Source organism: Seohaeicola sp., assembly GCF_048006315.1.
Lineage (GTDB): Bacteria > Pseudomonadota > Alphaproteobacteria > Rhodobacterales > Rhodobacteraceae > Seohaeicola.
In genome coordinates, this window is record NZ_CP180350.1 from 2,355,299 (window position 1) to 2,368,697 (window position 13,399).

Annotated in this window: 10 protein-coding genes; 4 read left to right on the top strand and 6 right to left on the bottom strand. The window is 60.3% G+C overall.

The genetic code is table 11. The features are described from left to right. Nucleotides 1–53 precede the first annotated feature (53 nt). From ACMUJL_RS11900 to secA, 3 genes are all read right to left on the bottom strand, one after another. Complete coding sequence (locus ACMUJL_RS11900) at nucleotides 54–1,619, bottom strand: substrate-binding domain-containing protein (RefSeq protein ID WP_375568062.1); 1,566 nt, start codon at nucleotides 1,617–1,619, stop codon at nucleotides 54–56. Nucleotides 1,620–1,641: 22 nt separating this feature from the next. Next, the gene (locus ACMUJL_RS11905) at nucleotides 1,642–2,712 is read right to left on the bottom strand and encodes a hypothetical protein (RefSeq protein ID WP_416914276.1); all 1,071 of its coding nucleotides are present in this window, start codon (nucleotides 2,710–2,712) and stop codon (nucleotides 1,642–1,644) included. Nucleotides 2,713–2,857: 145 nt separating this feature from the next. Continuing rightward, nucleotides 2,858–5,578, bottom strand: coding sequence for a preprotein translocase subunit SecA (gene secA / locus ACMUJL_RS11910; RefSeq protein ID WP_375568058.1), 2,721 nt, complete (start codon nucleotides 5,576–5,578; stop codon nucleotides 2,858–2,860). A gap of 178 nt (nucleotides 5,579–5,756) precedes the next feature. Between secA and ACMUJL_RS11915 the strand changes: the two genes are divergently transcribed. The 4 genes from ACMUJL_RS11915 to ACMUJL_RS11930 all read left to right on the top strand — a co-directional run bounded on the left by ACMUJL_RS11915 (nucleotide 5,757) and on the right by ACMUJL_RS11930 (nucleotide 8,567). Beyond that, a complete protein-coding gene (locus ACMUJL_RS11915; protein WP_375568056.1) occupies nucleotides 5,757–6,617 on the top strand; it encodes a peptidylprolyl isomerase in 861 nt (286 codons plus the stop codon). A 3-nt stretch (nucleotides 6,618–6,620) separates the two neighbouring features. Further along, complete coding sequence (gene argJ / locus ACMUJL_RS11920; protein WP_375568054.1) at nucleotides 6,621–7,850, top strand: bifunctional glutamate N-acetyltransferase/amino-acid acetyltransferase ArgJ; 1,230 nt, start codon at nucleotides 6,621–6,623, stop codon at nucleotides 7,848–7,850. 12 nt (nucleotides 7,851–7,862) lie between these two features. Next, nucleotides 7,863–8,261 carry a (deoxy)nucleoside triphosphate pyrophosphohydrolase gene (locus ACMUJL_RS11925; RefSeq protein ID WP_068288669.1) on the top strand — a complete coding sequence of 133 codons (399 nt, stop codon included), beginning with the start codon at nucleotides 7,863–7,865 and terminating at the stop codon, nucleotides 8,259–8,261. Nucleotides 8,262–8,429: 168 nt separating this feature from the next. Continuing rightward, nucleotides 8,430–8,567, top strand: a complete 138-nt coding sequence (locus tag ACMUJL_RS11930; RefSeq protein ID WP_162841186.1) for a hypothetical protein — start codon at nucleotides 8,430–8,432, stop codon at nucleotides 8,565–8,567. A 62-nt stretch (nucleotides 8,568–8,629) separates the two neighbouring features. Here the strand turns inward: ACMUJL_RS11930 and infB are convergent, their stop codons facing one another. Genes infB through nusA form a run of 3 tightly spaced genes read right to left on the bottom strand, consistent with a single transcriptional unit; the run spans nucleotide 8,630 to nucleotide 13,396 of the window. After that, nucleotides 8,630–11,137, bottom strand: coding sequence for a translation initiation factor IF-2 (gene infB, locus ACMUJL_RS11935; protein ID WP_375568051.1), 2,508 nt, complete (start codon nucleotides 11,135–11,137; stop codon nucleotides 8,630–8,632). After that, a complete protein-coding gene (locus ACMUJL_RS11940; protein WP_375568049.1) occupies nucleotides 11,134–11,766 on the bottom strand; it encodes an RNA-binding protein in 633 nt (210 codons plus the stop codon). Before ACMUJL_RS11940 ends, infB begins: the two co-directional genes overlap by 4 nt. A gap of 22 nt (nucleotides 11,767–11,788) precedes the next feature. Then, nucleotides 11,789–13,396, bottom strand: coding sequence for a transcription termination factor NusA (nusA, locus tag ACMUJL_RS11945; RefSeq protein ID WP_416914277.1), 1,608 nt, complete (start codon nucleotides 13,394–13,396; stop codon nucleotides 11,789–11,791). Nucleotides 13,397–13,399 lie beyond the last annotated feature (3 nt).

A 13,399-nucleotide genomic window follows, 5' to 3' on the forward strand; every position in this document is an offset into this window, starting at 1 on the left:
CGTTCGCGGGAATTGTGAGCGTTTCGGTCAGAGGGGCTTCTGTAGAAACAGGGTCAGCGCAGCCAGACTTCAACCCGGCGATTGACCTGCCGACCCCAGGCACTGTCATCGCAGGCCATGGGCATCGCCTCTCCAAAACTGTCGACGGACAAGTCCACTTGCGAGAAATCCGCGATTTCCGCCGCATTTGTAACGGCCTGGCGAACCGTCTCGGCCCGGCGCTGTGCGATCGACAGGTTTGACGCAGCGCCGCCATCACCATCACTAAACCCCACGAACATCAGGTGCCGACCGTCGTAGGTGCCATCTTCCAACCGGCTTGCAAGCTGTTCGACATTCGACCGCGATTGCGCATCCAGTCGGATCGACCCTGCTTCGAACCGGAAGGTTGTCGTGAGGCGCTGCATTTTTCCCAATGTCGCGACCATGCGTTTCAGTTCCTCCAGTCCCACCTCTGGTCCTGCCTGGGCGATTGCGTTCGCAAACCTTTCGCCCTGACCCGCCAGTGGGATCGCTTCGGGCGCAAGATCGACAAAGCCGGCCCGACGGATCACCAACTGGGCAGGCATGCTCTGGGTATAGAACAGGAATTCACGCGCAAGCTTTGGCAATCGTCGCGCGGGCAGATACAGAAACATCGGCGCTGTCAGCGGATAGTCCTCGGTCTTCACATTCTGCCGCGTGGCGCGCAGGGCAAAGCCGCAGTCACCCGACAGCGCCAGCCTGCGGGCAAGCCCGGTTTCCGCCGCATTGGCAAGACCGATCCCGAAGGGATCAGCGACAACCGCCAGCGCAAGGGCAAGATCGCTGTCATGACGCTCGACCGAGGCTGCAAGTTCCAGATCGACAGCACCCAGCAACTTGTCCACCGCGGTCTGCATCAGGCCGGAATCCGCATTTCTGAGGTGCAGGCTTATCGGTACATCCGGCCCTCCAATATCGGACCACTGCGTGATCTGCCCCGAAAAGACCCGCGCCAGATCAGCCGTTGAAATCCGGTCGAGCGGCAATGATCCGGGCACGATGGGGACCACGGCATCCAGCGCAAGCACGCGAAACCGTCCCCGCGCCCGCAGATCGCCGAAACCGGCCTCACGCGCCCTGACCAGTTCCTCGGCCCTTATTTCGCGCAGGGACAATGCGATATCCGCCTCGTTCGCCAGAAGATCGGCAAAGCCCTCGTCAGAGTTCGTGGACCGAAACCGAAACCGTCCCAGATCACGGCCAGTTTGGCGATCGAAGATCAGATATTCGAAATGGCTCTCGTCAAGCGGTTCACGCCTGACGCCATATCCCTCGCGCAGTGCGAAGCCTTCCAGGAGGGCCGGCATCAGAAGTTCGATCATGCTTGCCGCCCCGGAGAAGGACAGGCGCGCCACATAATCCTCGAGACTGGGACAAGCCGGTCCCTCGCACAGGACCCCGCTGCCATCCACGGTAAGTTCACCATAGACAGTCTCGATACGGTAATATTCGCCATCAAATCCAAGGAAAGTGCCGCTCAGTTGAACGGCACCATCCCTTGACGTCAGCGTGATGTCCTGTGCAGCCGCAGGCACGGCAAGCCAGATCACAAAAATAGAAAGTGCGGCCTTCCAAGCCGCACACATCCTGTACATTCAAATACCCTACTACTGTCGACTAGTTCTGCGCGATCTTCAGGTCTTGCAGAAGGTTTTTCAACACCAGAAAATCGCCAATCGCTTCACAGCCGGGCATGTCGATTGTCAGATCCGTAACGCTGAGGGCCCCACCACCGGTCAGTTGCAGGGTCTGCGCCTCCATCCGGCGGTTGCAGGTTTCGGTCGTGACTTCGGTTTCAATGCTCAGGGCAACATCACCGCTGCGCGATACGGTGCCGGAAGGGAATGTATAGGCTTGGGCACGCAGATCCTGATCAGGCATGGCCTTTCCAAGTTCGGTCAGGAAACCACCGCGCCCCAGTGCGGCCTCTGCTGCTTCCCGCGGTGCAGCCTTCCAGACGTGTCCCTCATCCGCATAGTCGGCACCGAATTCGAAGGCATGGATCTGCATGTCGCCCGGGCCTTCCCATTGCACGACAACGCGATCATAGACATCAAGCGAGGTGACGTCGGCCTTGGCCATCGCGGTCATGCCATTTTCAAAAGCAGCCATGAAGACCGCCGTCTGCGACAATGCCGGCATCTGCAGTACCAGGTTGCCTTTGCTGTCTGTGCTTTCGGTTATCATCATTCCGTTGTGATGCAGCGTCACGCGCGTGTCCGGTTGGCATCCGGCGGTCAGGCTCAGTTGAACCATCGCAGCAGCCATCGGCCGGGCACTCAAAGCGGCGGTGCAGGGTGCGGCAGCATTTACGCTGGCGGAAACGACCGACGCCCCTGACGGGCGCGCCTCTGCCTTGATCTGGAACTTGTCTTTCGAGTCGGCCATTAGGTCCCGCAAGGGCGCGATGGGGTCCTGATCCAGCCCGGGCAAAGCCGGACCCGTCACAATTGCCGAGGTAAAGGCAACGGATGTCAGCTCAAGATCGGTGATGCCTGAAAAAGGACCCGCTGCTGTCTGATCGGAAGACGGCATTTGATCCTGTGTCTGGGCCGGCGTTTCCACCGGATAACGCATCTCCGCCACGGGGGAGGATTGCATGAGATGACCAGTGAAACCGGCAGCGAATACCGTGGCACCTGAGAGAATCGCATTCTTCAAGTTTATCATTAGACGCTCCGCAATCATCACAGACACGAAACGTTCATCGCAAATCAAACTGGCATCACTGTGACTGTGTTCAGACCAGTTTCAGGCAAAACCGGTCTGAATCAGTCTTTACGGTTCATTTACAGTCCCGAAACCGTTTCATTCAGGGCCGAAATGTGGCGCATCAGGCCAGACGCCCATGGCAATGCTTGAACTTCTTGCCCGAGCCGCAGGGGCAAGTGTCGTTGCGACCCGGATTGCCCCATGTGGCGGGATCGTTCTCGTCAAAGCCTTCAAGCGCACCTTCTGCCAAGGCTGCATCGCCCTGCTGACCAGATGCGGCATCCTGCGCCGCCTTCATCTGCGCGGCCAGGGCTGCTTGCTGGGCCGCATATTGGCGCACCATTTCCTGCTGTTCCTCTTCGGTCAGCGGTCGGATCTGGGCCAGTTTGCGAGTCACGTCTTCCCGCAGACTGTCGAGCATCGATTCAAAAAGCTGGAAGGCCTCGTTCTTGTATTCGTTCAGCGGGTCGCGTTGAGCGTAACCCCGGAAGCTGACGACCGAGCGAAGATGTTCCAGCATCAGCAGATGTTCGCGCCATTTCGCATCGATAGTCTGCAACAGAAGCTGCTTTTCGATCTGCCGCATGTTGTCGGCACCAAAGGCGGCCACCTTCTCGTCCATGTACTTAGACGCAGCGTCTTCCAGACGTTCGGTGATCTGTTCGTCGTCCACGCCTTCTTCCGCGGCCCAATCAACCACGGGCACGTCGATCCCCAGTTTCTCGATGCAGTCACGATACAGACCTTCGGTATCCCACTGATCTGCATAGGTCTTGGGGGGCATGTACTGTTCGACCAGATCGTCGATCACCTGGCTGCGCATGTCCGAGATCGTGTCGGAAAGATCCTTTGCTTCCATGATCTCGCGGCGTTGGCCAAAGATGACCTTGCGCTGCTCGTTCATCACGTCGTCGAATTTCAGCAATTGCTTGCGGATGTCGAAGTTGCGCCCTTCGACCTTGGCCTGCGCGCGTTCCAGCGACTTGTTCACCCAAGGGTGCACGATCGCTTCGCCTTCTTTCATGCCCAGGCTGGACAGCACCTTGTCCAGACGTTCGGATCCGAAAATGCGCATCAGATCGTCTTCAAGGCTGAGGAAGAAAGCCGAACGGCCCGGATCGCCCTGACGGCCCGAACGGCCGCGCAGCTGGTTGTCGATCCGGCGGCTTTCGTGGCGTTCCGTGGCCAGAACGAACAGGCCGCCCGCTTCTTTCACGCGGGCCTCTTCGGCGGCATGCTCTGCCTCGATGCGCGCACGCAATTCGTCGGGATGGGCGTCCGGGCTGGCGGCAAGGGCTTCCATCACCTTGAAATCCACGTTGCCGCCCAACTTGATGTCGGTACCGCGGCCAGCCATGTTTGTGGCGATCGTCACCGCGCCGAACTTGCCCGCATCCGCCACGATCTGGGCTTCTTTTTCGTGCTGACGCGCGTTCAGAACGTTATGCGGGATATCCGCCTGGGTCAGAAGACCGGACAGGAATTCCGACTTTTCGATCGATGTTGTACCGACCAGAACGGGCTGACCCTTTGCATGCGCCTCGCGGATCGTTTCGACGATGGCATCGTATTTCTCGCGTGCAGTCCGATAGACGGCGTCGTCTTCATCAAGACGGGCGATGGGACGGTTGGTCGGCACTTCGACTACACCCAGGCCATAGATCTCCGAGAATTCCTCGGCCTCGGTGACGGCGGTACCGGTCATGCCGGCCAGCTTGTCGTACAGCCGGAAATAATTCTGGAAGGTCACCTGCGCCAGGGTCACGTTCTCGGGCTGGATCTTGCAGCCTTCCTTGGCCTCGATCGCCTGGTGAAGGCCATCCGAAAGGCGGCGGCCAGCCATCATGCGGCCGGTGAATTCGTCGATCAGGACAACCTCGTTGTCGCGAACGATGTAGTCCTTGTCCTTGGTGAACAACTTGTGCGCGCGCAAGCCCTGGTTCACGTGATGCACGATGGTCGTGCTTTCGGGATCGTAAAGCGATTGATCCGCAGGCAGGATACCACGGTCGTGCAGCATCTTTTCCAGCGCTTCGTTACCCTCGTCGGTGAAGGTCACGTTGCGGGTCTTTTCATCCAGCGTGAAGTCTTCTTCGTTGAGTTCAGGGATCAGCTTGTCGATCGCCTGATAAAGGTCCGAGCGGTCCTGCGAGGGTCCCGAGATGATCAGCGGCGTACGCGCCTCATCGATCAGGATGCTGTCCACCTCGTCGACAATCGCAAAGAAATGGTCGCGCTGGTTCATCTGATCCAGGCTGGATTTCATGTTGTCGCGCAGATAGTCGAAGCCCAGTTCGTTGTTGGTGGCGTAGGTGATATCCGCACCGTAAGCGGTCTTTTTCTCGCTTTCAGGCTGTTGCGGATAGACGACGCCAGTGGTCAGGCCAAGGGCGGCGTAAACCTTGCCCATCCATTCCGCGTCGCGCCGCGCCAGGTAATCGTTGACGGTCACCACATGCACGCCTTTGCCCATCAGGGCATTCAGATAGGCAGGAAAGGTCGCAACAAGGGTCTTGCCCTCGCCCGTCTTCATCTCGGCGATGTTGCCCTGGTGCAGGAAGATGCCGCCCATCAACTGCGTGTCGAAGGCGCGAAGCCCCAGTGCGCGACGCGCGCCCTCCCGGCAGTTGGCGAATGCTTCGGGCAGGACCGCGTCAAGGGTTTCGCCATTCTGCAGGCGCGCCTTGAGTTCCGATGTCTTGTCGATCAGCCCCTGATCCGACAGGGCCTGAAACTCGAGCTCCAGTGCGTTGATCTTTTCGACAAGCGGACGAACCGATTTGATCTTGCGGTCGTTAGGGGTGCCGAACACCTTCTTGGCAAGAGTTCCGAGTCCCAGCATATCTGTTCCGTTCCGCTCGTTGACAGAGTTGTGCAAGCCATCTGCTTGCCCGCTCTTTCCGCAGCACATATGAAGAGGCGGGAAAAGACAGCCAAACCTGGCCTCAGGGCGATGTAAGGGGCGGCTTCATGACTGTCAACGCCGGGGGCCGGATGCGCCCGATACAAAGGACGAATCCATGCAGAAACTTCATCGAAATGCCTTCACATCCCTGTCAGCCGCCGTTTTCGCGGTGTGGGCTGCGGGACCTGTGCTGGCGCAGGACACACCGGACGCGGATAGCGTGATCGCCACTGTCAACGGGACCGAGATCACGCTTGGCCAGATGATCATGGCCCGCACGACCCTGCCGCAGCAATATCTGTCCTTGCCGGACGAAGTTCTGTTCAACGGGATTCTGGACCAGCTGATTCAGCAATCCGTACTGGCCCAGACTGTGGGTGACGACACCCCGCGCAGCGTTCAGATCGCGCTTGAGAACGAGCGTCGCGCGCTTCTTGCCGCTGCGGTCGTCGATGACATCCTCAAGGATGCCGTGACGGACGAAGCGCTGCAGAAAGCCTATGACGAAGCTTTTGCGAATGCCGAACCGACCCGCGAATGGAACGCATCGCATATTCTGGTCGAGACCGAGGAAGAGGCGGCAGCCCTGATCGCCCGGCTTGATGCAGGTGAAGAATTCGCAGCCCTGGCGCAAGAGGCGTCCAGCGACTCGTCCGCGGCCAGCGGTGGGCAACTGGGGTGGTTCGAATCCGGCATGATGGTTCCCGATTTCGAGGCTGCGGTCATCGCGCTTGAGGTTGGGGCTGTCTCGGCTCCGGTGCAGACGCAGTTCGGCTGGCATGTGGTCATGCTGAACGAGACCCGCCTGCGCGAAATTCCCTCCCTTGAACAGGTGGCCGATGAACTTCGCCCGCAGGTCGAGCGCGCAGCAGTCCAGGCCCGTCTGGACGAGCTGACAGCCGCAGCAACTGTCGAGCGCCCCGGTGCAGGGATCGATCCCGCGCTGATCAAGAACCTCGATCTTCTGGAGAACTGAGGCATGGGAAAGATCACCAAGGTTTCGCCGCTTGCACCCGAGGCATTTCCCGACCTTCCGGTGATCGAAGGGGTCGCATTTTCTGCGGTTCAGGCTGGCGTTCGCTATCAGGGTAGGACGGATGTGATGATGGCGCGTCTCTCGCCGGGTACGACCATGGCTGGCGTTTTCACGCGCTCCGCCACGCGGTCCGCGCCGGTGCTGGATTGCCAGGCCAAGATCGGTCTGGACAGTGCAGAAGGTGCGGCGATCATCGTCAACTCGGGCAATTCCAACGCGTTCACCGGCAAGAACGGCGTTGTTTCCACCCGCGCAGTGACCACAGCCGCCGCCGAAACCCTGGGTCTGCCCGAAACGCGTGTGTTTTCATCCTCGACCGGGGTGATCGGTGAGCCCCTGCCGCATGAGCGGATCACGGCAAAGCTGAACGAACTTGCCAACACGCTGGACAAGGGCGCAATTGCGGCCGCGGCCCGCGCGATCATGACGACCGACACCTTCCCCAAGGGGGCCGCCGCCGAGATCAGCATCGACGGCAAGCCGGTGAAGATCGCCGGCATCGCGAAGGGATCGGGCATGATCGCGCCCGATATGGCCACGATGCTGGTCTATATCTTCACGGATGCGGCAGCCGAACGATCCGAACTGCAGGCGATGCTGTCGAACCTGACCGATGTTACCTTCAACTGCATCACCGTGGACAGCGATACATCGACCTCGGACACGTTGCTTTTGGCCGCGACCGGTGCGTCAGGCGTCAAGGTCGATAGCAACACCACAGCGTTCCGCGAAGCGCTGCACGGTGTGATGCTGGACCTGGCGCATCAGGTGGTCCGCGACGGCGAAGGTGCCACGAAATTCGTCGAAGTTGCCGTGACGGGCGCGGCCAGCGATGCAGATGCAAAGACCCATGCCATGGCGATCGCCAATTCTCCTCTTATCAAGACCGCGATCGCAGGAGAGGATCCCAACTGGGGTCGGGTCGTCATGGCGATCGGCAAGTCGGGTGCCGCTGCGGATCGTGATCTGCTGGCCATCCGCTTTGGTGATCTTCTGGTGGCCGAAAACGGTTGGGTGTCTCCGGCCTACAAGGAAGCCGATGCCGCCGCATACATGAAAGGCGAATACTTGCGGATCGGTGTCGATCTGGGACTTGGTCAGGGCAAGTGCACCGTGTGGACCTGCGACCTGACGCATGGCTATATCGAGATCAACGCCGATTATCGGTCCTGACGGATGGGAAGCGTGAAAGTCGTTCTTGTTTCCGCTGTGGCCCTGATCGATGCCGATGGGAGGGTGCTGCTGGCGCAGCGCCCTGAAGGCAAATCCATGGCCGGGCTGTGGGAGTTTCCAGGCGGCAAGGTCGAGGCCGGTGAAACCCCCGAAGCCGCCCTGATCCGCGAGCTGCACGAGGAATTGGGAATCGATACCTGGGAAAGTTGCCTTGCGCCCCTGACCTTCGCCAGCCACAGCTACGATGACTTCCACCTTCTGATGCCGTTGTTCGCATGCCGCAAGTGGCAGGGAATCGTAACGCCCCGCGAAGGCCAGACGCTCAAATGGGTGCGTCCGGCCGACCTCAAAACCTACCCGATGCCGCCTGCCGATATTCCCCTGATCCCGATTCTCCGCGATTGGCTCTGATCAGGCGGTTCTTTCCGGTTCAACAGGGCCAAAACCCTGCTACCCGAGGTTGACCGCAGCCCTATTTTCGCTTTTTTTGACCTGAACAGGCGAACAGTGATCAGATTTTTCAACTCTTTGTCGATGAAGGTGATCTAATGTGTGCTGTGCATTCTTGGGAGGATGTGAATGCTGAGAACGATCATCTTGGGAAGCTGCGTTTCTGTACAGGGGACCTATGTCCGTACCTTGGCAGATGGCCGGGTTCTGGTGCGCGTGGGATCGCGCGAATTCATCGGTCTACCGGTGATCCCGAAAGCCGCCTGACGGCAGGCAACAAAAAAGGGGCAGCGAAAGCTGCCCCTTTTTTCATTTTCGGATCGAAGGGATCACGCCAGCTTGCGCTCGACTTCCTCGCGCTCGAAGATCTCGATGACGTCGCCGGGGCGGATATCGTCGTAGTTCTCGAAGGCCATGCCGCATTCCTGGCCCGAGGTGACTTCCTTGACCTCGTCCTTGAAGCGCTTGAGCGTCTTGAGGTTGCCTTCATGGATGACAACGTCGTCGCGCAGAAGGCGAACGCCAGCCGATCGGCGGGCCACACCTTCGGTGACCAGACAGCCAGCAACCTTGCCGACACCAGACACCTTGAAGACTTCCTTGATCAGCGCATAGCCGATGAACTTTTCGCGGATCTCGGCGCTCAGCAGGCCGCTTGCGGCCTTCTTCACATCATCCACCAGATCGTAGATGACCGAGTAATAGCGAATCTCGACACCTTTCTGGTTCGCCGTGTTGCGCGCAGAGGCGTTGGCACGGACGTTGAAGCCCATGATCGGCGCGCCAGAGGCTTCGGCAAGACCCACATCGGTCTCGGTGATCGCACCAACACCCGAGTGAAGAACGCGAACGCGCACCTCGTCGTTGCCGATCTTTTCCATCGCCTGAACGATCGCTTCGGCAGAGCCTTGCACATCGGCTTTGACCAGAATCGGCAGTTCAGCCACCGTTTCATCAGCCTTGGCCTTGGCCATCAACTGGTCCAGCGTCGTCGCCGCACCAACCGCTGCACGCTTTTCCTTGGCTGCATTCTCGCGGTATTCCGCGATTTCGCGCGCCTGCGCTTCGGTCTCGACCACGTTCAGAACGTCACCGGCTTCAGGCGTGCCATTCAGGCCAAGCACCTCGACGGGGACGGAAGGACCAGCTTCGGAAATACGCTCGCCCTTGTCGTCGATCAGGGCGCGCACCTTGCCCCACTGTTCGCCGACCACGAAGATATCGCCCTGCTTCAGCGTACCCTTCTGAACCAGAACGGTCGCGACGGGGCCGCGGCCCACATCAAGCTTGGCCTCGATCACGGCGCCTTCCGCAAAACGGTTCGGATTAGCCTTCAGCTCAAGGATCTCGGCCTGCAGCGCGATGGCTTCCAGCAGTTCATCAAGACCCAGTCCGGTCAGGGCCGAAACCTCGACATCCTGAACGTCGCCGGACATCGCCTCGACAACCACTTCGTGCTGCAGCAAGTCGGTACGCACCTTGGTGGGGTTCGCCTGCGGTTTGTCGATCTTGTTGATCGCCACGATCATCGGCACCTTGGCGGCCTTGGCGTGGTTGATCGCCTCGACGGTCTGGGGCATCACGGCATCATCGGCCGCCACGACCAGAACCACGATATCGGTCACATGGGCACCGCGTGCCCGCATCGAGGTGAAAGCCGCGTGTCCCGGCGTATCCAGGAAGGTCAGGACGGAACCCTTGTCGGTCGTCACCTGATAGGCACCGATGTGCTGGGTGATGCCACCCGCCTCGGAAGCCACGACCTTGGCATTGCGGATCGCATCCAGAAGGCTGGTCTTGCCGTGGTCGACGTGGCCCATGATGGTCACGACGGGCGGACGCGGCTTGAGGTCCTCGGCCTTGTCTTCGACCGATGCGATCACATCCTCGACATCGGCATCGGACACGCGGATTGCGCGGTGGCCGAATTCTTCGATGATCAGTTCGGCGGTATCCGCATCGATGGTCTGGTTCTGCGTGACCATCATGCCGTTCTGCATGAGGGCCTTGACCACGGCGCCGACGCGCTCGGCCATGCGGTTGGCCAGTTCCGACACCATGATGGCTTCGGGCAACTGCACGTCACGCACGATCTTTTCACGTTCGACATTGCCGCCCATGGCCTTCTGACGCGCACGCTCCTGCTTGCGCTTCATGGCCGCCATGGATTTCGTGCGGCCGCCTTCGCCACCGGCCAGAGCCTGGTTCAGCGTCAGCTTGCCGGAACGACGGTTGTCTTCGCGGACCTTTGCGGCGCGGGCGTCACGCTCTTGGGTATCGGCCTCACGCTCTTTCTTGCGCGGCGCGGGTGCCGCTGTCTTGGCGGCAGGACGGCCGGCGGGCGCTTCTTCGTCAGGCGCCGCAGCCGCTGCAGCGGCCGCGCGCTTGGCGGCCTCTTCGGTCTCACGCGCCTTGCGCTGTTCTTCTTCTGCCTTGGCTTTCAGCGCTTCTTCGCGCTCGCGCTCTTCACGCTCCTTTGCCTCGGCTTCCTCACGGCGGCGCAGACGCTCTTCCTCGCGGGCCTTTTCCTCGGCTTCGCGCTGCGCAGCTTCTTCGCCTTCACGGGCCTTGGCGGCCTGAAGCGCCTTCAGGCGGCGCTCCATTTCCGCGTCAGAGATACCTGCGGGACGTTTTGCCGGATCGCCCAGCGCCGGGTTCGGTGCAGCGCCGCCAGCCGCGGCCTTGCCGGCAGCAGGCTTCGGCACCACAACGCGTTTGCGCTTGGTTTCCACGACGACATTCTTGGTCCGTCCATGGCTGAAGCTTTGCTTCACATTTCCCGGACGCACGCCGGGGCCACGTACGCCCAGTGTCTTCTTACCGTCGTTGTCGTTCATATGGCTCTTCTATCCTTTTTGACGGTCTTGCCGCCTTCCGGGGCGCGCAGACCTTTCAGTCTTGCCGCTTCCTCTACAACACGCGGGGCCAAACCTCCAGCGGCAAGCACAACGTGTATTACAGTTTGTCGGCCAAAGGCCAAACCCAGCTCGTCTGCAGTGAGCCATCCGATGAAAGTTCCATCCGACGGCGTGCTCAGCTTTGACTTGCCGCGCTCGGACCCATCACTGGCCTGGATCAGCACCTCGGCATAATCCTTGATCAGCCAGTCCTTGACCTTTTCGTATCCACTGACAGCCTCTCCGCTCTTGCGGGCCAGACTGATCAGATCGACCACACGACGGACCAGTTGCGCCTCGACCTGAGCGATCAGATCATCCGGCACGGTCACGGCCTGTTTTGCGGCGCGGGCGAACAGGCCCTTCTTCACGGCCTTTTCCAGCGCCGTACGTTCTGCCGACACCCAGATGCCGCGGCCCGGCAACTTGCCCATGATGTCCGGCACAACCTGGCCGTCCGGACCGATCACGAAACGGACCAGTCCGAACTTCGGCTGTACCTCGCCCGTGGCGATACATTTCCGCTCGGGACCGTCATGCCGATCCCCTGTTTGCCCGCCACGTGTCATACAGTCAACCAAAGGCCTGAAATCAGGCCTCTGCCTCCTCTTCGTCGAGGTCATCCTCGTCACCGGCCAGATCGGCGGGATCAACCCAGCCAAGCATGACGCGGGCGGTCATGATGAGGTTCTGCGCCTCATCGAGGGAGACATCGAATTTCTCAAGCAAGCCTTCATCCTTGACACGCTCGCCGTTCACGGTGGTCCAGCCGCCAGCCAGTTCCCAATCGGCACATGTCGCGAAGTCTTCCAGCGTTTTCACACCATCTTCGGCCAGGGCCTCGATCATCTGGGGTGTCAGGCCCTCGAATTCAACCAGGCTGTCCTCGACGCCCAGTTCACGCGCATGCTCCAGCGCGGCCTTTGCTGCGGCTTCGATGTATTCGCGGGCGCGCATCTGCAGCTCTTCGGCGGTGCTTTCGTCAACGCCGTCGATCACCAGAAGTTCGTCACGATCCACATAGGCCACTTCTTCCAGGTTGGTGAAGCCTTCGGCCACCAGAAGCTGGGCAAAGAACTCGTCAAGATCAAGCGTATCCATGAACAGGCGCGTCCGCTCTTCGAATTCCTTCTGGCGGCGCGAGGATTCCTCGGCTTCCGTCAGGATGTCGATGTCCAGAGCCGTCAGCTGGCTGGCAAGGCGCACGTTCTGGCCGCGGCGGCCAATGGCCAGCGACAGCTGTTCATCAGGCACCACGACTTCGATCTTGCCGGCTTCCTCGTCGATGACGACCTTGGTCACCTCGGCGGGCTGCAGCGCGTTCACAAGGAACGTCGCCTGATCCTCGTTCCACGGGATGATGTCGATCTTTTCACCCTGCAGTTCGTTCACGACGGCCTGCACACGGCTGCCGCGCATACCGACGCAGGCGCCCACGGGGTCGATGGAATTGTCATAGGAAATGACAGCGATCTTCGCGCGCGAACCGGGGTCGCGGGCCACGGCCTTGATCTCGATGATACCATCGTAGATTTCCGGCACTTCCATCTTGAACAGTTCCGCCATGAACTGCGGATCAGTCCGGCTGAGGAAGATCTGCGGGCCGCGCTGCTCGCGGCGCACATCCTTGATGTAGCAACGGATGCGGTCATTCGGGCGATACAATTCGCGGCCGATCTTTTCGTTGCGCCGCAGGATCGCTTCGCCACGGCCCACGTCGACGATGACGTTGCCGTATTCCTCGCGCTTGACCACACCGTTGATGATGGTGCCCTTGCGATCCTTGAATTCCTCGAACTGGCGATCACGCTCTGCTTCGCGCACCTTTTGCAGGATCACCTGCTTGGCGGATTGTGCCGCGATGCGGCCCATGTCCACGGGCGGCACCTCTTCGACGAAGGTATCGCCGATCTGCGGGTTCTCCATGTACTGCTTGGCCTGTTCGACCGTGAATTCGGCCTGATAATTCTCAAGCTCGTCATCGGCCACGACGGTCCGCACGCGGGTAAAGGTGGCGCGGCCGGTCTTGCGATCGATCTTGACGCGGATGTCCATCTCCGAGCCGTAGCGGGACTTGGCCGCACGGGCGAGGGATTCCTCCATCGCCTCGACCACCAGACCGGGGTCGATCATCTTTTCACGGGCGACGGCCTCTGCGGTCTGCAAAAGCTCCAGCTGGTTGGCGGAAGTGATTGCCATGGT